General features: G+C 65.0%; 16 protein-coding genes. 7 read left to right on the forward strand and 9 right to left on the reverse strand.

Annotated features, from left to right (window positions below; all coding sequences use genetic code 11):
- Positions 1 to 108: 108 nt before the first annotated feature.
- On the reverse strand, positions 109 to 627 hold the full coding sequence (locus tag C6P61_RS00945; protein ID WP_105728052.1) for an RrF2 family transcriptional regulator: 519 nt from the start codon (positions 625 to 627) through the stop codon (positions 109 to 111).
- Between the two features lie 207 nt (positions 628 to 834).
- Between C6P61_RS00945 and C6P61_RS00950 the strand changes: the two genes are divergently transcribed.
- From C6P61_RS00950 to C6P61_RS00960, 3 genes are all read left to right on the forward strand, one after another.
- On the forward strand, positions 835 to 1,359 hold the full coding sequence (locus tag C6P61_RS00950) for a hypothetical protein (protein ID WP_105728053.1): 525 nt from the start codon (positions 835 to 837) through the stop codon (positions 1,357 to 1,359).
- Positions 1,360 to 1,373: 14 nt separating this feature from the next.
- Complete coding sequence (gene cysQ, locus C6P61_RS00955) at positions 1,374 to 2,177, forward strand: 3'(2'),5'-bisphosphate nucleotidase CysQ (protein ID WP_244908713.1); 804 nt, start codon at positions 1,374 to 1,376, stop codon at positions 2,175 to 2,177.
- A gap of 152 nt (positions 2,178 to 2,329) precedes the next feature.
- Complete coding sequence (locus C6P61_RS00960) at positions 2,330 to 2,728, forward strand: hypothetical protein (RefSeq protein ID WP_146114946.1); 399 nt, start codon at positions 2,330 to 2,332, stop codon at positions 2,726 to 2,728.
- A 21-nt stretch (positions 2,729 to 2,749) separates the two neighbouring features.
- Here C6P61_RS00960 and hrpA read toward each other — a convergent pair whose 3' ends face one another.
- Positions 2,750 to 6,970 (reverse strand): ATP-dependent RNA helicase HrpA, encoded by a 4,221-nt coding sequence (hrpA, locus tag C6P61_RS00965; RefSeq protein ID WP_244908714.1) that lies wholly within the window; start codon positions 6,968 to 6,970, stop codon positions 2,750 to 2,752.
- An 81-nt stretch (positions 6,971 to 7,051) separates the two neighbouring features.
- Here hrpA and argA point away from each other — a divergent pair, with 81 nt between their 5' ends.
- From argA to C6P61_RS00980, 3 genes are all read left to right on the forward strand, one after another.
- Positions 7,052 to 8,398 (forward strand): amino-acid N-acetyltransferase, encoded by a 1,347-nt coding sequence (argA, locus tag C6P61_RS00970; RefSeq protein WP_105728056.1) that lies wholly within the window; start codon positions 7,052 to 7,054, stop codon positions 8,396 to 8,398.
- A 129-nt stretch (positions 8,399 to 8,527) separates the two neighbouring features.
- Positions 8,528 to 9,541, forward strand: a complete 1,014-nt coding sequence (locus C6P61_RS00975) for an ATP-binding protein (protein ID WP_105728057.1) — start codon at positions 8,528 to 8,530, stop codon at positions 9,539 to 9,541.
- Positions 9,538 to 10,107, forward strand: coding sequence for a hypothetical protein (locus C6P61_RS00980; RefSeq protein WP_105728058.1), 570 nt, complete (start codon positions 9,538 to 9,540; stop codon positions 10,105 to 10,107). The genes C6P61_RS00975 and C6P61_RS00980 overlap by 4 nt, the downstream gene beginning before the upstream one ends.
- 45 nt (positions 10,108 to 10,152) lie before the next feature.
- Here the strand turns inward: C6P61_RS00980 and ahpF are convergent, their stop codons facing one another.
- A complete protein-coding gene (ahpF, locus tag C6P61_RS00985; protein ID WP_105728059.1) occupies positions 10,153 to 11,715 on the reverse strand; it encodes an alkyl hydroperoxide reductase subunit F in 1,563 nt (520 codons plus the stop codon).
- A 117-nt stretch (positions 11,716 to 11,832) separates the two neighbouring features.
- On the reverse strand, positions 11,833 to 12,396 hold the full coding sequence (gene ahpC / locus C6P61_RS00990; RefSeq protein ID WP_105728060.1) for an alkyl hydroperoxide reductase subunit C: 564 nt from the start codon (positions 12,394 to 12,396) through the stop codon (positions 11,833 to 11,835).
- Positions 12,397 to 12,616: 220 nt separating this feature from the next.
- On the opposite strand from ahpC, the gene C6P61_RS00995 reads away from it, so the two are divergent.
- Complete coding sequence (locus C6P61_RS00995) at positions 12,617 to 13,309, forward strand: Bax inhibitor-1 family protein (RefSeq protein ID WP_105728061.1); 693 nt, start codon at positions 12,617 to 12,619, stop codon at positions 13,307 to 13,309.
- Positions 13,310 to 13,463: 154 nt separating this feature from the next.
- Here the strand turns inward: C6P61_RS00995 and rlmD are convergent, their stop codons facing one another.
- The 5 genes from rlmD to C6P61_RS01020 form a co-directional block, all read right to left on the reverse strand.
- Entirely contained in the window at positions 13,464 to 14,909 is a 1,446-nt protein-coding gene (gene rlmD, locus C6P61_RS01000; RefSeq protein WP_371417008.1) for a 23S rRNA (uracil(1939)-C(5))-methyltransferase RlmD, read from the reverse strand.
- A 33-nt stretch (positions 14,910 to 14,942) separates the two neighbouring features.
- Entirely contained in the window at positions 14,943 to 15,746 is an 804-nt protein-coding gene (locus C6P61_RS01005; RefSeq protein ID WP_105728075.1) for a peptidoglycan DD-metalloendopeptidase family protein, read from the reverse strand.
- Between the two features lie 120 nt (positions 15,747 to 15,866).
- Positions 15,867 to 16,718, reverse strand: a complete 852-nt coding sequence (locus C6P61_RS01010) for a protein-L-isoaspartate(D-aspartate) O-methyltransferase (protein ID WP_244908715.1) — start codon at positions 16,716 to 16,718, stop codon at positions 15,867 to 15,869.
- Positions 16,715 to 17,575 carry a 5'/3'-nucleotidase SurE gene (gene surE, locus C6P61_RS01015; RefSeq protein WP_105728063.1) on the reverse strand — a complete coding sequence of 287 codons (861 nt, stop codon included), beginning with the start codon at positions 17,573 to 17,575 and terminating at the stop codon, positions 16,715 to 16,717. The genes C6P61_RS01010 and surE overlap by 4 nt, the downstream gene beginning before the upstream one ends.
- A gap of 232 nt (positions 17,576 to 17,807) precedes the next feature.
- Positions 17,808 to 20,042, reverse strand: coding sequence for an NADP-dependent isocitrate dehydrogenase (locus tag C6P61_RS01020; protein ID WP_105728064.1), 2,235 nt, complete (start codon positions 20,040 to 20,042; stop codon positions 17,808 to 17,810).
- Positions 20,043 to 20,229: the final 187 nt, after the last annotated feature.

Raw genomic sequence — 20,229 nt, forward strand, 5'->3', positions numbered from 1 at the left:
TGCTCAGCTCTGTCATGGGTGATGCTCAGGCAGGGTGGTTGGAATTGGGACGATTATGCAAAATGCAACTGACAGTGGCTGACACCAGGCACTCGGCAGCGACCCGGTTCAGGCCGGTTCGGGACAGGGGCTCGAGGCCCACTGGAACACCGAGCTGACGCCGCGTGGCAGGATCGGACGCACCAGGGGCTTGAGCTTGAACGGTCCCTCGGTAGCGAGCGGGCGCGGGCTGGCCAACTCGAGCGTGGACGCGATGTCCAGCAGATTCATCGACTCGCAGGCGCGCCGGAAGCTGTCGTGCAGCGCCTGCTCGACCGCCAGGAAGGCATCGGGCGTGCGCGGCACCGACTCGGGTTCGTCCTGGTCCTGATAGATGCCGACGACATCCCACAGGCTGACGCCGCGCGGATCGCGGGACAGACTGGCATTGAACTGGTAGCCACCGCCAGGGCCGCGATGGGCTACCAGCAGGCCGTGCTCGCGCAGGTCGCGCACCAGCACCTCCAGGTAGCCGACCGACATGCCGAGCCGATCGGACATTTCCTTGACCGTGACCGGCTTGCCGGGCGTCCTGGCCGCGACGAGGATGGCAACCTCGACGGCCTTGATTACTTTTCTGGAAATCATGTCTCAAGCCTTCTCGTTGGTGTCTGGGGTTATTTTCCTTCATAAATCCCGATTTGTCTTGGACAAATGCCGGTTTTTCTGAACCACGGGCCCGCCAGCCGAAAAACTCGCGGACTGAAAGCAGAAATCGACGCCAAACTGTCACGCGAATGACGGATTCGGTGGCTAGTCTCATATAGTTCAATCACACCCTTCAGGAGATCAGGCATGAACCAGACTGCAGAAACCCGGCAGCAACCCAGCTTCGACGAACCGCTCGCGAACGGCCTGACCCCGTCGGAGATCTTCGACGCCGTGGTCGAGGAGTTCGAGACCGGCCACACCTCGCACAGCAGCTTCATCGCGGAAGCCGAGGAGCTGGTGGTCTGGCAACATGAAGTCAGCCTGGCACGCACCGGTTCGGTCTGCCGCATCGCCGCGCTCGAATACCACATGCCCGACGACGAGGACGAGGTGGATGACGAAGCCGAGGCCAGCGCCGAGGCCGGGGTGGACTGGGACGAGTACGACGAAGAGGATGAGGAAGATGACGACGGCGCCCATGTGATCGAATACCTGGTCGAGCTCGAGATCGGCGGCGTCTTCGTCTGCGCGCGTTGGGAAGCCTGGAGCAGCAATTTCTCTGAGGCGCGCCACATCAAGGCCGCCGCGCACAAGACCTATATCCGGATGGCCGCGCTGATCGGCGTCAAGGTCGGCTACGAGCTGACGACCCAGCCCAGCCGCTACTGAGCCAGGAACTGTCCTTGCCTGCGCAGCTGCTGATCGAGGCGCTGATCGGCCTGGTGCAGCAGGCCGGCGAGCTGGTCCTGCAGGTCTATGAACGCGACTTCAGCGTCCTGGCCAAGGCCGATGCCTCGCCCGTGACCGAAGCCGACTGGCGCGCCGAGGCGCTGATCACGCCCGCGCTGCAGGTCCTGCTGCCGGGCGTGCCGGTGCTGGCAGAGGAAGCGACGGCGGCCGGACTGGCGCCCGCTGCCGCCGGGCTCGGCGAGCGCTTCTGGCTGGTCGATCCGCTCGACGGCACGCGGGAGTTCGTGCAGCGCAACGGTGAATTCACGGTCAACGTGGCCTTGATCGAACAGGGCCGGCCGGTGCTGGGCGTGGTGCTGGCACCGGCCTTGGGCCAGCTCTATGCCGGCGCAGCGGGCCTGGGCGCCTTCACGCAATTCGGGAGTGATGCCGGCAGCAGGCGCCCGATCGAGGCCCGGCGGCCGCCAGCCGAGGGCCTGACCGTGCTGGCCAGCCGCTCGCACGGCGACCAGGCTGCGCTGAACGCCTTCCTGGCCGACCAGTCGGTGGCCCGGATCAGGCAGGCCGGCTCCTCGCTCAAGCTCTGCCTGCTGGCCGCGGGCGAGGCCGACCTCTACCCGCGCCTTGGCCGCACGATGGAATGGGACATCGCAGCCGGCCAGGCGGTGCTCGAAGCCGCTGGCGGCCGGGTCGAGGACCTGCAGGGCCAGCCGCTGCGCTACGGCAAGCCGGGCTTCGAGAATCCCGATTTCCTGGCATGGGGCCAGCCTACCGATGCTGCCGCCGCCAAAAGCTGAAAACGGCCTTGCAGCGTCATGGGCCGCCCCGCAAGCCACGGGTGAAGGTCCATCACTCGCTCTAGGCAGAGCGCGCTGAATCCGGTCCAATTCCAGGTCAGCTGCCGGCCCTGCTTTTGATCGGGCCCCAGCTGTAACAGGGAGGATTCGACATGAACAACACACAAGGCCGCAGCCGTGTCTTTTACCCATTGCTTTTGGGCGCCATGGTGGCGCTGAGCTGCAGCACACTGCAGGCCCAGAGCAGACAGGAACTGAAGGAGGCACAGGCGCGCTTCAAGCAGGAAATGGCCGACTGCGTCAGCGGCAACACCAGCCAGGACAAGGACAGCTGCATGCGTGAGGCCCGCGGCGCCCTGGCCGAGGTCAAGCGCGGGGTACCGGATCGTCCGGGCAAGCTCGAAGCGGATACCCGCCAGCGCTGCGAAGTGCACCAGGGTGAGCAGCGGGACGCCTGCGAGGCCCGCATGCGCGGCGAAGGCAGTGCCACGGGCAGCGTGGAAGGCGGTGGGGTCCTGCGCGAGATCACCAGGCCCGCACCGGCGCCCTGAGCCCGCAGGACGGCTGAGCGCTCAACCCAGCTGGGCCCAGACCTTCTCCAGCCGCTTGACGCTGACGGGCTGGGGCGTGCGCAGCTCCTGGGCAAAGAAGCTCACGCGCAACTCCTCGAGCAGCCAGCGCAGCTCGTTCATGCGCTCGTCCTGCACCCCCTTGCGCTCGGCGACCAGGCGCCAGTAGCGCTGCTCCTGGGCCCGGATCTCGGCCAGGCGGGCGCTGTCGCGCGCGGGGTCGGCGCGGTACTTGTCCAGCCGCAGCACGATCGCCTTCAGGTAGCGCGCCAGATGCTGCAGCTGGGCCCAGGGCGTATCCATCAGGAAACGCTTGCCAACCAGGCGTTGCAGCTGCTGGGCAGCGTCGGCGACTGCCTCGGGCGCGAACTTGCAATCTTTCAGCTTGCGCGCGGTCACGGCGTACTCCTGCAGCACGCTGGCGCCCAGGCGCGCGACCTCGTTGGCGATCAGCGTCAGCCGCCCGCGCCCCTCGTCGAGGCGGCGCTTGAAGTCGACCGCGTTGGCCGGCAGCGGGTCGAGCAGGAAGGCGCGCTCGATCGCCACGTTGATGATCTGCTCGCGCAGTTCCTCCTGCGTACCCAGCACCATGTAGGCCACCGCCATCTTCTGCAGCTCGGGGATGTTCTTCTCGAGGTATTTCAGCGCGTCGCGGATCTGCAGCGCGAACAGCCGGCGCAGGCCGGCGCGGTGCTTCCTGGCCGCGACCTCGGGCTCGTCGAAAACCTCGATCGTGACGGCATCGCCGACGTCGATCAGCGCCGGGAAACCGATCAGGGTCTGGCCGCCCTTGCGGATTTCCATGATCTCGGGCCAGTCGCCGAAGGTCCAGGCCGTATGGCGCTTGGCCGCATCGGCGGACGGCTGGGCCGCGGCGCCTGCCTGGCCAGCGCCCTTGGAAGGCGTGGCGGCACCGGCAGCCCGCGCGCCGGCTGCGCCCTGCCCTGGCTGGGCTGCTGCGGCTCGCGACCCGGCGGTGCCAGCCTGCGGGACGGCCCTGTCGGCGGCCTGGCCTGGATTGGCAACATTGGAAGTGCCAGTGCCCGCCTCGCCCGCCCCAAGGTCCGCCACCTTGAGCTTGGCCAGCGCCTGGAAGGCGCCGCGCGCCTTGGCGCCGAGCTCGGCCTTCAGGGCTGGCAGATTGCGGCTCTGTCCCAGCTGGCGGCCATGCTCGTCAACCACGCGCAGGTTCATGAACTGGTGCGGCGCCAGCATGTCGAGCTTGAAATCGGTGCGCTTGACATCGAGGCTGGTGATCTGCTTGACCTCTTTAAGCAGCGCATCGGTCAGCGATCCCTGCGCCCAGCGATCCGGCGCGCTCAGGATCGCTGCCAGCTTCTCGGCGCTGTCGGGCAGCGGCACCAGGCGCGCGCGCGGCTTTTGCGGCAGGCTTTTGAGCAGGGCCTGGATCTTGTCCTTCAACATGCCAGGCACCAGCCACTCGCAGCGCTCCTCGCTGACCTGGTTCAGCACGAACAGCGGCAGGCTGACGGTGATGCCGTCCTTGGCGTCGCCAGGCTGGTGCAGATAGCTGGCCGCGCAATCGACACCGCCAACCTTGACCACCTTGGGGAAGGCCTGGGTCGTGATGCCGGCGGCCTCGTGGCGCATCAGCTCGTCGCGCGTCAGGTGCAGCAGCTTCGGCTGGCCTCTGGACGCCTCGCGATACCAGAGTTCGAGCTCGCGCCCGCTGCAGACCTCGGGCGGCAGTTGCGCGTCGTAGAAGGCGAAGATCAGCGGGTCATCGACCAGCACATCCTGGCGGCGCGACTTGTGCTCGAGCTCCTCGACCTGGGCGATCAGCTTGCGGTTGGCAGCCAGGAACGGCAGCCGCGTCTCCCATTCCTGCCCGACCAGGCCCTCGCGGATGAAGATCTCGCGCGCGCCGACCGGATCGACCCGGCCATAGTTGAGGCGGCGCTGGCTGTAGACCACCAGACCGTAGAGGGTGGCACGCTCGTAGGCGACGACCTCGGCCGCCTTCTTCTCCCAATGCGGGTCGAGCAGCTGTTTCTTCAGCAGATGAGCGCCGACCTGCTCCAGCCACTGCGGCTCGATCGCGGCAATGCCACGGCCGAACAGGCGCGCGGTCTCGACCAGTTCGGCGCAGACGATCCAGCGCCCGGGCCGTTTGCTCAGGTGCGCGCCCGGGTGGCGGTGGAACTTGATGCCGCGCGCGCCCAGATAGACCTCCTCGGTCTCGTGCTTGCAGCCGATGTTGCCGAGCAGCCCCGACAGCATCGACAGGTGCAGCTGCTCGTAGCTGGCCGGCTGGCTGTTGAGCTTCCAGCCATGCTCGGCGACCACGGTGTGGAGCTGGCTGTGGATGTCGCGCCATTCGCGCACGCGGCGCACGCTGACGAAGTTCTGCCGCAGCAGCGCCTCGTATTGGCGGTTCGACAGCTTGTGCGTGGCAGCCGGCGCTGGCTGATTTGGGGTCAGAGACCGATTCTTGCTGCCAGCCAGATCAGACAATTGGAGTCTGACCCCGTTTTGGGCGCCGTTCTGAGCATTCTGCGCGTTGGCCAGTGCGGCGGCGCTATGGGGCTTGCCGCCGCGCGCTTCCTCGATCCAATGCCAGAGCTTGAGGTAGCTGGTGAACTCGCTCTTCTCGTCGTCGAACTTGGCATGGGCCTGGTCGGCTTGGGCCTGGGCCTCGAGCGGGCGTTCGCGCACGTCCTGCACGCTCAAGGCGGAAGCGATGATCAGCACCTCGTCGAGCGCATTGCGGCTGCGCGCTTCGAGGATCATGCGGCCGACGCGCGGGTCGAGCGGCAGCTTGGCCAGCTCGGCACCCAGCGCGGTCAGTTCGTTGAGGTCGTCGACAGCACCGAGCTCGTTGAGCAACTGGTAGCCGTCAGTGATGGCGCGCCGGGTCGGCGCTTCCAGGAACGGGAAATCCTCCACATGGCCCAGATGCAGCGACTTCATGCGCAGGATCACCGAGGCCAGCGAGGAGCGCAAGATCTCGGGATCGGTGAAGCGCGGCCGCGCGTTGAAATCGGCCTCGTCGTAGAGCCGGATGCAGATGCCGTCGGCGACCCGGCCGCAACGGCCGGCGCGCTGGTTCGCTGCCGCCTGGCTGATCGGCTCGACCAGCAGCTGCTCGACCTTGCTGCGCAGGCTGTAGCGCTTGACGCGGGCGGTGCCGGCATCGATCACGTAGCGGATGCCCGGCACGGTCAGCGAGGTCTCGGCCACGTTGGTCGCCAGCACGATGCGGCGCTGGCCATGCGGCTTGAAGATCTGGTCCTGCTCGCCGGCGCTCAGGCGCGCGAACAGCGGCAGCACCTCGGCGCTGCGCAGCACCGGCTGGTGGCTCAAATGCTTGCGCAGGTGGTCGGCGGCCTCGCGGATCTCGCGCTCGCCGGGCAGGAAGATCAGGATGTCGCCCGCATGCGCTCCGCCACGCCAGAGCTCGTCGACCCCGTCGGCGATCGCCTCGTTGAGGCCATAGTCGCGACTCTCTTCGAACGGGCGGTAGCGTTGCTCGACCGGGAAGGTCCGGCCTGAAACCATGATCACCGGCGCCGGCCCCTTGGCCGACTCGAAATGGCGCGCGAAGCGGTCGGCATCGATCGTGGCCGAGGTCACGATGACTTTCAGGTCGGGACGCCGGGGCAGGATCTGCTTGATGTAGCCGAGCAGGAAGTCGATGTTGAGGCTGCGCTCATGCGCCTCGTCGATGATCAGCGTATCGTAGGCCTGCAGCAGCGGATCGGTCTGGGTCTCGGCCAGCAGGATGCCGTCGGTCATCAGCTTGACCGAGGCGTTCTTGCCGAGCCGGTCATGGAAGCGCACCTTGTAGCCGACCACCTCGCCCATCTGGGTCTTGAGCTCCTCGGCGATCCGGGTCGCGACCGAACTGGCAGCGATCCGGCGCGGTTGGGTGTGGCCGATCAGCTGCGGCCTTTGCTCGCGCCGCCCACGCGGTCCACGGGGGGTGGACGCCGGGTGGCGCTCGCCGGCGCGCGCGGCGGGATCAACGGCAGCAGCATGGGCCGCCGCGGCCCGGCCCTCGGCGCTGGCCAGCGCCTGACGCTGCGCCTGGCCGCCGCGCCCCATGGCCAGCGCGATCTTGGGCAGCTGGGTGGTCTTGCCCGAGCCGGTCTCGCCGCAAACGATGACAACCTGATGACCGGCAATGGCAGCCTCGATCTCGTGGCGGCGAGCCGACACTGGCAGGGATTCGGGGAACTCGATGGTGAAAGAGGCGGACTGCAAGTGGCAAACTTCCGTGGGGTGCGAAACCCTCGATTATCCTAAAGGGTTGCCACCCGCGCCTGCGCGCTCCACATTCACCGCATGTCCACAGTATTCAACTTCACTTTCGTGCCCTGGTTCCGCTCGGTGGCACCCTATATCCACAAGTTCCGCAACCAGACCTTCGTGGTCGGGATACCGGGCGAGGCGATCGCCGCCGGCAAGCTGCCGAACCTGGCACAGGATCTGGCGCTGATCCAGAGCATGGGCGTGCGCGTGGTGCTGGTGCATGGTTTCCGGCCCCAGGTCAACGAGCAGCTGGCGATCAAGGGCCAGAGCGCGAAGTACCACCACGGGGTGCGGATCACCGACAGCCTGGCGCTCGACTGCGCGCAGGAGGCCACCGGCCAGTTGCGCTACGAGATCGAGGCCGCCTTCAGCCAGGGCCTGCCCAACACGCCGATGGCCGGCGCCACGGTACGGGTGATCTCGGGCAACTTCATCACGGCGCGCCCGGTCGGCATCATCGACGGCGTGGACTACCAGCATTCGGGCCTGGTGCGCAAGGTCGATGTGCCGGGCATCATGCGCACGCTCGACATGGGCGCGCTGGTGCTGCTGTCGCCGTTCGGCTTCTCGCCCACCGGCGAAGCCTTCAACCTCAGCATGGAGGAGGTCGCCACCAGCGTCGCGATCGCGCTGAAGGCCGACAAGCTGCTGTTCCTGACCGAGGTGCCCGGCATCCGGATGCGCCCGCACGAGCCCGCCAGCGAAGACAATCCCGTAGACACCGAACTGCCGCTGGCACAGGCGGTGCAGATCCTGGCCGACTCGCCGCGCGGCCTGGAGCCGACCGACACCGCCTTCTACCTGCAGCATTGCGTCAAGGCCTGCAAGGCCGGGGTCGAGCGCAGCCATATCATTCCGTTCGCGGTCGACGGCGCGATGCTGCTCGAGGTCTATGTGCACGACGGCATCGGCACCATGGTGGTCGACGAGAAGCTGGAAGAATTGCGCGAGGCGACTGCCGACGATGTCGGCGGCATCCTGCAGCTGATCGAGCCGTTCGAGAAGGACGGCACCCTGGTCAAGCGCAACCGGACCGAGATCGAGCGCGACATCGGCCACTACACCATCGTCGAGCACGACGGCGTGATCTTCGCCTGCGCCGCGCTCTACCCCTACCCCGAGGCCGGCACCGGCGAAATGGCCGCCGTCACGGTCTCGCCCCAGGTGCAAGGCCAGGGCGACGGCGAGAAGCTGCTCAAGCGCATCGAGCAGCGCGCCCGCATCATGGGCCTGGACAGCATCTTCGTGCTGACCACCCGCACCATGCACTGGTTCCTCAAGCGCGGCTTCGTCCAGGTCGACCCCGACTGGCTGCCCGAGGCGCGCAAGAAGAAGTACAACTGGGACCGCAAGTCGATGGTGCTGGTCAAGAAGCTCTGATTCAAAATAATTACTTTGTTTACAAAAAATGAGCCAAGTAGAACAGCAATTTCTTAACGACCTAGAGAGAAATCTCTGGTCAGAGCAGGTGCTGGCCTTGGCTAAATTGACCAATGGAGGTGATGAGCAATGATCAACCAAATCAAACTCAACAACTTTGGGCCACTCACTGGCATTCATTGGTCATCACTCGGCAAGATCAACCTGATCATTGGCGGCAACGGCAGTGGCAAAACATTCCTGCTAAAGGCTATCTACAGTAGCCTGCGCACGCTGGAAGAGTACAAGCGCGGCGATGAGCAAAGGTCTGCTTCCGAGATTTTATGGGAAAAGCTGTACTGGACATTTCAAGCCGAGAAGATAGGTGACCTGGTCAGCAAGGGTGCGGACGCCCCCCTTTCGAGTGCTGTCACCATTGATCAAGATGTTTTCTCCTACAGCTTCGGCAAGGACACCAGCAAGCAGATTTCCAGCCTCGACAATCTTGTTCCTCCACGCGCCAGCAATTCGATCTTCTTGCCGGCCAAGGAGGTGTTGTCGCTACATCAGATCATCCTGAAGTCGCGCGAGCAGGACAAGGTTTTTGGTTTTGATGATACCTACTTCGATCTAGCCAAAGCGCTGCGCATTTCCACCAGCAAGGGCCGAAACTATGATGAGTTCGCCAAGTCGCGCCGTCAGTTGGAGGAGATCCTCGGCGGCGTGGTCGAGTACGACGAAGCTTCCGGTCGCTGGCTGTTTGTCAAGGGACGTCACAAGTTCCCCATCGGGGTCACAGCCGAAGGCATCAAGAAAATCGCCATCCTCGACACCTTGCTGGGCAACCGCTATCTGGACACCAACTCGGTGGTGCTGATCGACGAACCCGAGTCGGCCTTGCATCCTACTGCCATCTCGCAGTTGCTCGACATCGTGGCGATGCTGGCCGAGCGTGGCATCCAGTTCTTCATGGCCAGTCATTCCTATTTCGTGGTCAAAAAGTTGTACCTGATCGCGCAGGAACGTGGCTGGTCTGTTCCGGTAATTTCTGCCACCGGCAGCCGCTGGGTTTGTGACGATCTGAAAAATGGTATGCCAGACAACCCCATCATTGCCGAATCGATCCGCCTCTACCAGCAGGAAGTGGAGTTGGCCTTGAAATGAGCACCGACCCCATCATCGAATCGGGGATGACGTTTGGCCCCTACCCTGCAGGGCAATGCTTCTACATCGGGAAAAGCGCGTGCTATGAGAAGGTCAGGGAAGGCGTGCAGATGGCAGAGTTCTTGTTGCTGCGACAGCAACAAGAGGGGCCGACGATATGGATCGTGGAGGCCAAGTCCAGCAGCCCAAGGCCAGAGACCCAACCCAACTTTTCGGAATTCATCGACGAAATTCGCAGCAAGCTGACTCACGGTTTACTGCTTGCCCTCGCAGCTCGGCTGCAGCGCCATCCGGCAGCGGCGGATGAACTGCCTGATTCTTTCAGGACGCTTGATCTAAAAACTCAGGGCTTCCGCTTTGTGCTGGTCATCAACGGACACAAGCAGGAATGGTTGGCACCGCTGCAAAGTGCGCTGTCGCTAGTTCTCAAGCCCATCGTAAAGACATGGGCACTTCCTCCCAATTCCGTTGTAGTTCTCAACCACGAGCTGGCACAAAAGCACGGCTTGATTCTGCCGGCAGCAGTTCGCCACCCCAAGCAAGCGACATCACTGTCCAACGAATGATCAAGGCAGGAATATCGCTTTTCCGCGACATTCCTGATTGCTTCATCAAGCCGCCGGCATCCGAATCAGGTGGTCGAAGGCGCTCAAGGCCGCCTTGGCGCCCTCGCCGGCTGCGATCACGATCTGCTTGTACGGCACCGTGGTGCAGTCACCGGCGGCAAACACGCCCGGCACATTGGTGTGGCCCTTGGCGTCGACCACGATCTCGCCAAAGCGCGACAGCTCGACCGTACCCTTGAGCCATTCGGTGTTCGGCACCAGGCCGATCTGCACGAAGATGCCTTCGAGTTCGAGATGGTGCTCGGCACCGCTGATGCGGTTCTTGTAGCGCAGGCCGTTGACCTTGCTGCCGTCGCCGGTGATCTCGGTGGTCTGGGCGCTGGTGTGGATCGTGACATTGGGCAGGCTTTTGAGCTTGGCCACCAGCACCGCATCGGCTTTGAGCTGGTCACCGAACTCGATCAGCGTGACATGAGACACGATGCCGGCCAGGTCGATCGCGGCCTCGACGCCTGAGTTGCCGCCGCCGATCACGGCGGTGCGCTTGCCCTTGAACAGCGGGCCGTCGCAATGCGGGCAGTAGGCCACGCCCTTGTTCTTGTATTCCTGCTCGCCGGGCACGTTGACGTTGCGCCAGCGCGCGCCGGTGCTCAGCACCACCGAGCGGGCCTTCAAGGTGGCGCCATTGGCCAACTTGACCTGGACTAGGCCGCCTTCGGCTTCGGCCGGGATCAGCTCGGTCGCCTGCTGCAGGTTCATCACATCGACGCCGTAATGGCGCACCTGGGCTTCGAGCGCGGCAGCGAACTTGGGGCCGTCGGTCTCGAGCACCGAGATGTAGTTCTCGATTCCCATCGTGTCGTTGGTCTGGCCGCCCATGCGCTCGGCGGCAACGCCGGTACGGATGCCCTTGCGTGCGGCGTAGACGGCAGCAGCGGCGCCAGCCGGGCCACCGCCAACGATCAGCATGTCGTAGGGCGCCTTCTGGTCGATCTTGGCGGCTTCACGCGCGGCCGAGCCGGTATCAAGCTTGGCGATGATTTCCTCGAGCAGCATGCGACCCGAGCCGAACACCTGGCCATTGAGGAACACCATCGGCACCGCCATGACCTCGCGCGCATCGACCTCGGCCTTGAAGGCGCCGCCTTCGATCACGGTGGTCTTGATGCTGGGATTCAGGATCGCCATCAGGCTCAGCGCCTGCACCACGTCCGGGCAGTTGTGGCAGGACAGCGACATGTAGACCTCGAACTCGAAGTCACCGTCGAGCGCCTTGATCTGCTCGATCTGCTCGGCCTCGACCTTGGGCGGATGGCCGCCGGTCCACAGCAGCGCCAGCACCAGCGAGGTGAACTCATGACCCAGCGGCAGGCCGGCAAAGCGCAGCTGACTCTCGGAGCCCTGGCGCTGCAGGCTGAAGGAGGGCCGGCGCGCGTCCTGGCCGTCGGTGCGCAGCGTGATGTGGTCCGACAGGCCGGCGATGGTCTCGAGCAGGTTCTGCATCTCGTGCGAGGTCGGGCTGGCGTCGAGCGAGGCCACCAGCTCGAACGGCTGCGTCACGCGCTGCAGGTAGGCGGCCAACTGGTTCTTGAGTGCTTGATCGAGCATGGTGGGTCCTTCTGTCTAGGGTTCGGAAATGAAAAAGCCGGACGGCTGGGCGCAAGCGCCCGGACGCGGTCCGGCTGGCGGGCGCCCGCAGGCGCCAGGCCGTCTTAGCGCAAAGGCTTAGATCTTGCCAACCAGGTCGAGCGACGGGGTGATGGTCGCTGCGCCTTCGTTCCACTTGGCCGGGCAGACCTGACCCGGGTTGTTGGCGACGAACTGGGCAGCCTTCAGCTTGCGCAGAGTTTCCTTGACGTCGCGGGCGATCGCGTTGTCATGGACTTCCATCGTCTTGATGAAGCCTTCGGGGTTGATCACGAAGGTGCCGCGCAGGGCCAGGCCGGCTTCAGGGATGTGCACGCCGAAAGCGTTGGTCAGGGTGTGGGTCGGGTCGCCCACCAGCGGGAACTGGGCCTTGCCGACAGCCGGCGAAGTCTCGTGCCAGACCTTGTGCGAGAAATGGGTGTCGGTGGTGACGATGTAGACCTCGGCGCCAGCCTTCTGGAACTCGGCGTAGTTGTCAGCCGCGTCTTCGATTTCGGTCGGGCAGTTGAAGGTGAAGGCTGCCGGCATGAAGATCACGACCGACCACTTGCCGTGCAGGCTCTTCTCGGTGACTTCGACAAACTTGCCATTGTGGAAGGCTTCGGTCTTGAACGGCTGGACTTGGGTGTTGATGAGGGACATCAGATTTCCTTGCGCTTGCAGTTGTTGAAACGTTGTCTTGACGACTGAATGAATCATAGCCCGGAACTATGGCACCCGACGATTGATAGTTGCAATGATGGCGATAGCCAGGCGCCAGTTCTGTCACGATTCCGGACTGGCTCCAGCATAAACTCGGCAGCGGCCCTAGAATAGATCCGAACGAGGGCTTTCGGCCTCCCCCACCACGGACAGACTGAACATGAATCAATACCCCAACAGCTTCGGCCGCTTCGGCGCCACCGTCTCGAGCGCGCAGCGCAATCAGGTCATGCGCAACACCTACTGGCTGCTGGCACTGAGCCTGCTGCCCACGGTGCTGGGCGCCTGGATTGGCGTCGCGACCGGCATCACCGCCATGCTCAGCGGCGGTCTGGGCATGGTCGTGTTCTTGGCCGGTGCCTTCGGCTTCATGTATGCGATCGAGAAGACCAAGCACAGCGGTGCCGGCGTGGCCGTGCTGCTGGGCTTCACCTTCTTCATGGGCCTGATGCTGTCGCGCATGATTGCCTATGTGCTGGGTTTCAGGAACGGCGGCGAGCTGATCATGACCGCCTTTGGCGGCACCGCGGGCGTGTTCCTGGTCATGGCCAGCCTGGCGAGCACGATCAAGCGTGACCTCGAGGGCCTGGGCAAGTGGCTGTTCATCGGCGTGCTGGTGCTACTGGTCGGCGGCATCGTCAACGTCTTCGTCGGCAGCAGCATCTTCATGGCGGTGCTCAGCACGATGGCGATCGCGATCTTCAGCGCCTTCTTGCTGGTTGACCTGAAGCGCATCGTCGACGGCGGCGAGACCAACTACATCACCGCCACGCTGGCGATCTACCTGAACCTGTTCAACATCTTCCAGAACCTGCTCGCGCTGCTGGGCCTGTTTAGCGGCGAGCGCGACTGAGCGACTGATCCGGATCTGCCGTCTGGCTAATGCCTGACGGTCAGTCCCAAGCAAAAAGCCTGGCATCGCTGCCAGGCTTTTTTACGTTTCAGCACTGAAGGCCGGCCGGCATGGCCGGCTTGCAGCAGGCCGGGACAGTGCCCGGCCCACGGCTTCAGTCGGCGCGCTCGAACACCGCGATGCTCTCGACATGGGCGGTATGCGGGAACATGTTGACCACGCCGGCGGCCGTGCAGCGGTAGCCGGCCTGGTGCACCAAGAGGCCGGCGTCGCGCGCCAGCGTCGAGGGGTTGCAGCTGACGTAGACGATGCGCTTCGGGAAGCTCCAGCCTGCGGCCTCGGGCGGCAGCGGCTCGGCGCCTTCAGCACCGATGCGCGCCTGGTGGATGTCGGCCAGCGCCTTGGACAGCGCGAAAGCGCCCTCGCGCGGCGGGTCGACCAGCCACTTGTCGGCCTGGCCATCGGCCACCAGCATGGCCGGCGTCATCTCGAACAGGTTGCGCGCGACGAAGCTGGTGGGCGCCAGGCCGCCGCGCTGCGCCTGGTTGCGCGCCAGGTTCTGGCGCGAACGCGCGACCAGCGCCTCGCTGCCCTCGATGCCCAGCACCTCGCGCGCCTGGGTCGCCAGCGGCAGCGTGAAGTTGCCCAGGCCGCAGAACCAGTCGATGACGCGCTCGTCTTTCTCGACGGCCAGCAGGCGCAGCGCGCGCGCGACCAGCACCCGGTTGATATGCGGGTTGACCTGGGTGAAGTCGGTCGGCTTGAAGGGGTGGACGATGCCGAAGTCGGGCAAGGCATAGGACAGCGGGACCGGCTCGGGCTCGGTATCGAGCAGATGCACGGTGTCCGGTCCCTTGGGCTGCAGCCACCACTGGATCACCTGGCCGTCGACGCTGTGGCGCAGCGCGAACTCGCGCAGCAGCAGCAGGTCGGACGCCGACAAGGGTTCCAGGTGGCGCAGCACCAGCGCAGTGACCGAGTCGCCGCAGGCCAGCTCGATCTGCGGGCAGGTCTCGCGCGCCTCCATGCCGTGGATCAGCGCGCGCAGCGGCAGCAGCAAGGCGCTGACATGGGGCGGCAACACATGGCATTCGCGCATGTCGGCGACATAGCGGCTCTTGCGCTCATGGAAGCCCACCAGCACCTCACCCTTCTTGTGCACATAGCGCACCGACAGGCGGGCGCGGTAGCGGTAGCCCCAGGCCGGGCCGGCGATCGGGCGCAGCAGGTTCTCGGCCTTGACCTTGCCCAGATGCCAGAGGTTGTCCTCGAGCACGCGCTGCTTGACCGCGACCTGGGCCGCCGGATCGAGATGCTGCATCTTGCAGCCGCCGCAGGCGCCGGCATGCAGGCCGAAATGCGGGCAGCGCGGCGCCACGCGCAGCGAGGACTCGCGGTGGATCTCGGTCAGGGTCGCCTGTTCCCACTGGTTCTTCTTGCGCGTGGTCTGGGCGCTGACGATCTCGGTCGGCAGCGCGCCGTCGATGAAGACCACCTTGCCGTCGGGCTTGCGTGCGACGCCCTGGGCGTCGAGGTCCATCGAGGTGATCTCGAGCCAGCCCTCGGGCAGCAGAGATTGGACTGCCGGATCGGCAGCCATTTGATTGTCTTGTTCCATCAGGAGAGGGGGGATTTAGCGGGAAGGCAGGAATTTGAGCGGATCGACCGGCTTGCCCTGGCGGCGCACCTCGAAATGCAGCTTGACGCGGTCGGCGTCGCTGCTGCCCATCTCGGCGATTTTCTGGCCCTGGCGCACGGTCTGGTCTTCCTTGACCATCAGCGCCTGGTTGTGGGCGTAGGCCGTCAGGTAGGTGTTGTTGTGCTTGAGGATCACGAGGTTGCCGTAGCCGCGCAGGCCGGCACCGGCATAGACAACGCGACCATCGGCCGCCGCCAGCACCGGGTCGCCGGCCTTGCCGGCGATGTCGACGCCCTTGTTGCGGGTCTCGTCGAAGCGCTCGAGCAAGGCGCCGCCCACGGGCCAGGCAAAGGCGAGTTCCTCGGCATCGACCAGGCCAGTAATGGGCTTGGCGCCCTCGACGGTCTTGTCGTTCAAGTTGCGCGGCTTGACGCGCGCGTCGGTGGCGGGCGCGGGCACTGGCGTGACGGTCACGCCCGGACTGACCGCGACCGGGTCCCTGCCGGGCGGCACGACGCGCAAGACCTGGCCGACCTCGATCAGGTGCGGATTGTCGAGGGCGTTCCAGCGCGCCAAATCGCGCGGACTCTGGCCCTGCTCGAGGCCGATGCGCGTCAGCGTGTCGCCTGGGCGCACGGTGTAGTAGCCCGGCTTGCCGGCGTTCTCCTGACCCGGCAACGGTGTGACGGCAGCGGAAGCAGATCCGTTCCGGGGGGAGCGATCGGTCACTGGCGCACGTCCGGGCTCATCCAGGCTGGTCGTGCTGCAGGCCGCCAGCAGGCACAGGCCCGCTGCCATCGCGAGCTGCAAGGGCCAGCGGGCCAACGGGCCTGGATGCGACGTCGAAACGCCGGAATTCGGAACCATCAGTTCCATTGGAACACCTCCGCTAAAAATGAGACGCGCCCGACCTTGCGGTCAGGCAAGCCCTGATTTTAGGGGTACAAAGTGAACCGCCTCCAGAACCGTCTGGACACAGCCCTGATCGGTCTTGTCGATCACGACCAGGCTCTGGCGGCCAGAGGCCAGTGCAGCAGGGGCAACCAGGCGCCCACCGGGTGCGAGTTGATCGAGCCAGGCCTGCGGAATCGAGTCGCCGCCAGCCGCCGACAAGATGGCATCGTAAGGCGCACCCTTGGGATATCCCAGCATGCCGTCGCCCAGTATCAGATGCACATTGTGCAGCCGCAACGGCCGCAGCTTGTCGCGCGCCTTCTCGTGCAGGGCGCGCAATCGCTCCAGGCTGTAGACCTCGCGCGCCAGCCTTGCCAGCAAGGCGGACTGGTAACCGCAGCCAGTACCGATTTCCAGCACGCGGCCCAGCGGTCGACTGCGACCCTGGATCAGCAGCTCGAGCATGCGCCCGACCACGCTGGGCTTGGAGATGGTCTGGCCCAGGCCGATCGGCAGGCTGGTATCCTCGTAGGCCTGGTTGACCAGGGCCGAGTCGACAAAGCGGTGACGCTCGACCGCTGCCAGCGCCTGCAGCACGGCCGGCTCGGACAGGCCTTGCGCGGCCAGCCGGCTGACCATGGCCAGACGCACCGCACTGGAGTCCAGCCCCAGGCCGGACGGCACCAGCGCCGGAGCAGCAGGCCTGGAATCATGCGCCGCCGCAGCTAGCGGCCTGCCGTATGGCAAGCCAGGCACCGGCTGGGTGGTCAAGGCCGGCGCAGCCATGCTCGCCAGCCTGACCGGAAAGCCGGGCCGGGGCTTGGTCGGTGCAGGCGCGAACGGCCGGCCCGCGGGCTGGCGCGACGGTGAACTCATGCGGTGTCGGCGCGTTGCGGCTGTTCCAGGCGCGACAGTCGGGCCGCAGTCTGGACCCATTCAGGCAGGCGCGCGTGATCGGTCAGGTCGATCTGCAGCGGCGTCAGCGAGGCATAGCCCGCGTTGGTGGCGTGGAAATCGGTGCCCTCGCTGTCGTCCATGGCAGCGCCAGCGGCGCCGATCCAGTACATGGTTTCGCCGCGCGGGTTGAGCTGCTGGATCACGGGTTCGGCAGCGTGACGCCGACCCAGGCGTGCCACCTGAAAGCCCTTGATCTGCTCGCGCGCCAGATTGGGCAGGTTGACGTTGAGCAGCCAGGGCCTGAGCGCCTGGCCTGCCTGGCCAGACTCGCTGGCGGGGTCCGCCGCGCCGACGCGACCGGCCTGGGCCTGCTGGCTCAGCGCCATGATCGAGGTCTCGAGCGACCGCACGAGCTCGCGCGCGCACTGGGCCGCGGCATCGAGATGGGTCCAGCCGCGCTCGACCTGCGAGAAGGCGATCGCCGGCACGCCGAACAGATAACCCTCCATCGCGGCGCCGACCGTGCCCGAATAGATGGTGTCGTCGCCCATGTTGGCGCCGTTGTTGATGCCCGAGACCACCAGATCGGGGCGGTAACCGAGCAAGCCGGTCAGGGCGATGTGGACGCAATCAGCCGGCGTACCGTTGACATAGCGAAAACCGTTGTCGGCGCGCTGGACATAGAGCGGCGTGTGCAGCGTCAGGGCGTTGGACTTGGCGCTGTTGTTCTGCTCGGGCGCGACCACCTCGACTTGGCCCAAGTCGGCAAGGGCCTGGTAGAGGGCATTGATTCCGGGGGCCTGGTAGCCGTCGTCGTTGCAAATGAGGATTTTCATCATTGGTCATTTTAGAGGCCAGAAGCGGTTCTGTACCGGTCAAGGTCGCTCGCAGTCGCTCACCATGATGATGCGGGCGGTCTGGCTTGGGCGAAATCATCGGGGCACAGACGGCCAATCGGCGCGCGCGGTCAGATTGAAATTTCACACGGACATGAAAAAACCGGCGCTCTCACGAGGCCGGTTTTTTCATTGTGGACGCCGGCTCAATGCCAGCGTCGGACGGGCGGGATCAGGCCTTGACCAGTTCCAGCGCCGCGTTGAAGGTCGCGCTCGGGCGCATGACGGCCTCGAGCTTGCTGACGTCGGGCAGGTAGTAGCCGCCGATGTCGACATGCTGACCCTGGACCGCATTGAGTTCGGCGACGATCTTGGCCTCGTTCTCGGTCAGCGTCTGGGCCAGCGAGGCGAACTTGGCTGCCAGCTCGGCGTCCTCGGTCTGGGCGGCCAGTTCCTGGGCCCAGTACATGGCCAGGTAGAACTGGCTGCCGCGGTTGTCGAGCTGGCCGGTCTTGGGCGACGGGCCCTTGCTGTTGTCCAGCAGCTTGCCGGTGGCGGCGTCCAGGGTCTTGGCCAGCAGCTTGGCGCGGGCATTGCCCGTCTTGATGCCGAGGTCTTCCAGCGAGACCGCCAGCGCCAGGAACTCGCCGAGCGAATCCCAGCGCAGGTGGTTTTCCTCGACCAGCTGCTGCACATGCTTGGGAGCGGAGCCGCCGGCACCGGTCTCGTACATGCCGCCGCCGGCCATCAGCGGCACGATCGACAGCATCTTGGCGCTGGTGCCGAGTTCCATGATCGGGAACAGGTCGGTCAGGTAGTCGCGCAGGATGTTGCCGGTGGCGCTGATCGTGTCCTCGCCACGGATCACACGCTCCAGGGTGTAGCGCATCGCACGCACCTGGCTCATGATCTGGATGTCCAGCCCGCTGGTGTTGTGCTCATGCAGGTACATCTTGACCTTGGTGATGAGCTGCGCCTCGTGCGGGCGGTAGGCGTCGAGCCAGAACACCACCGGCATGCCGGAGTTGCGGGCACGGTTGACCGCCAGCTTGACCCAGTCGCGGATCGCGGCGTCCTTGACCTGGCACATGCGCCAGATGTCGCCGGCTTCGACGTTCTGGCTCAGCAGCACTTCACCGGTGGCGATGTCGACGATGTTGGCCACGCCGTCCTCGGCGATCTCGAAGGTCTTGTCGTGCGAGCCGTATTCCTCGGCCTGCTGCGCCATCAGGCCGACGTTGGGCACGGTGCCCATGGTCTTGGGGTCGAAGGCGCCATGCCACTTGCAGAAGTTGATCATCTCCTGGTAGATGCGGGCGAAGGTCGACTCGGGCATCACGGCCTTGACGTCCTTCAGGCGGCCATCGGCACCCCACATCTTGCCGCCGTTGCGGATCATCGCGGGCATCGAGGCGTCGACGATCACGTCGTTGGGCGAGTGGAAGTTGGTGATGCCCTTGGCCGAGTCGACCATCGCCAGCTCGGGGCGGTGCTCGAGGCAGGCGTGCAGGTCACGCTTGATCTCCTCCTGCTGGCTCTGCGGCAGCGTGGCGATCTTGTTGTACAGATCGACCATGCCGTTGTTGACGTTGATGCCGAGCTCGTCGAACAGCTTGCCGTGCTTCTCGAACGCTTCGCGGTAGAAGATCTTGACGCAGTGGCCGAACACGATCGGGTGCGACACCTTCATCATGGTGGCCTTTACGTGCAGCGAGAACATCACGCCGGTCTTGTGCGCATCCTCGATTTCCTTTTCGTAGAAGGCCAGCAGCGCCTTCTTGCTCATGAACATGCTGTCGATGATCTCGCGGTCGAGCAGCGAGGTCTTTTCCTTCAGCACGATGGTCTTGCCGCTCTTGGTGATCAGCTCCATCTTGACGTCGCGCGCGCGATCCAGCGTGATCGACTTCTCGCCGTGATAGAAGTCACCGGCGTGCATGTGCGACACATGGCTGCGCGAGGCCTGGCTCCACTCAGCCATGCTGTGCGGATGCTTGCGCGCGTATTCCTTGACCGCCTTCGGTGCGCGGCGGTCGGAGTTGCCTTCGCGCAGCACCGGGTTGACGGCCGAGCCCAGGCACTTGTTGTAGAGCGCGCGGATCGCCTTTTCCTCGTCGGTCTTGGGCGCTTCCGGGAAATCGGGCACCGCGTAACCCTTGTCCTGCAGCTCCTTGATCGCGACCTTGAGCTGCCCGACCGACGCCGAAATGTTGGGCAGCTTGATGATGTTGACGTCGGGCTGCAGCGTCTTCTTGCCCAGCTCGGCCAGGGTGTTGGGAACACGCTGCTCTTCAGTCAGGAAGTCCGAAAACTCGCCCAGGATACGGCTGGCCACGGAGATGTCTGCCTCGGCGACTTCGACGCCGGCCGGTTCTGCGAAGGTGCGGATGATGGGCAGGAATGCTGCCGTCGCCAGGCGCGGTGCCTCATCGGTCAGCGTGTAGATGATCTTGGATTTGTCAGACATGTCGTCCTCTTTCAGATGCGAGCTCAGGGTTCAGAGCAGATGAAGGCAGGCCGGACCGGTAGGCCAGACCAGGCCATGGGCTTCGAGGGGAAGTCAATTTCAAATTCTAGCGACAAATTCCACCTTGTGGATGTCTTGCATCTTATATAAGAGTGGCAGAGACCGATTTTGCCGACCGGCCAGGCGG

Origin of the sequence: Malikia spinosa, from assembly GCF_002980625.1 — a bacterium.
GTDB lineage: Bacteria > Pseudomonadota > Gammaproteobacteria > Burkholderiales > Burkholderiaceae_C > Malikia > Malikia spinosa.

Bases quoted from the DNA above. Each gene is read 5' to 3' on its own strand.
- C6P61_RS00945 (WP_105728052.1), bottom strand. From the start codon at position 627: ATGATTTCCAGAAAAGTAATCAAGGCCGTCGAGGTTGCCATCCTCGTC.
- C6P61_RS00950 (WP_105728053.1), top strand. From the start codon at position 835: ATGAACCAGACTGCAGAAACCCGGCAGCAACCCAGCTTCGACGAACCG.
- C6P61_RS00960 (WP_146114946.1), top strand. From the start codon at position 2,330: ATGAACAACACACAAGGCCGCAGCCGTGTCTTTTACCCATTGCTTTTG.
- argA (WP_105728056.1), top strand. From the start codon at position 7,052: ATGTCCACAGTATTCAACTTCACTTTCGTGCCCTGGTTCCGCTCGGTG.
- C6P61_RS00975 (WP_105728057.1), top strand. From the start codon at position 8,528: ATGATCAACCAAATCAAACTCAACAACTTTGGGCCACTCACTGGCATT.
- C6P61_RS00980 (WP_105728058.1), top strand. From the start codon at position 9,538: ATGAGCACCGACCCCATCATCGAATCGGGGATGACGTTTGGCCCCTAC.
- ahpF (WP_105728059.1), bottom strand. From the start codon at position 11,715: ATGCTCGATCAAGCACTCAAGAACCAGTTGGCCGCCTACCTGCAGCGC.
- ahpC (WP_105728060.1), bottom strand. From the start codon at position 12,396: ATGTCCCTCATCAACACCCAAGTCCAGCCGTTCAAGACCGAAGCCTTC.
- C6P61_RS00995 (WP_105728061.1), top strand. From the start codon at position 12,617: ATGAATCAATACCCCAACAGCTTCGGCCGCTTCGGCGCCACCGTCTCG.
- rlmD (WP_371417008.1), bottom strand. From the start codon at position 14,909: ATGGCTGCCGATCCGGCAGTCCAATCTCTGCTGCCCGAGGGCTGGCTC.
- C6P61_RS01005 (WP_105728075.1), bottom strand. From the start codon at position 15,746: ATGGCAGCGGGCCTGTGCCTGCTGGCGGCCTGCAGCACGACCAGCCTG.
- C6P61_RS01010 (WP_244908715.1), bottom strand. From the start codon at position 16,718: ATGAGTTCACCGTCGCGCCAGCCCGCGGGCCGGCCGTTCGCGCCTGCA.
- surE (WP_105728063.1), bottom strand. From the start codon at position 17,575: ATGAAAATCCTCATTTGCAACGACGACGGCTACCAGGCCCCCGGAATC.
- C6P61_RS01020 (WP_105728064.1), bottom strand. From the start codon at position 20,042: ATGTCTGACAAATCCAAGATCATCTACACGCTGACCGATGAGGCACCG.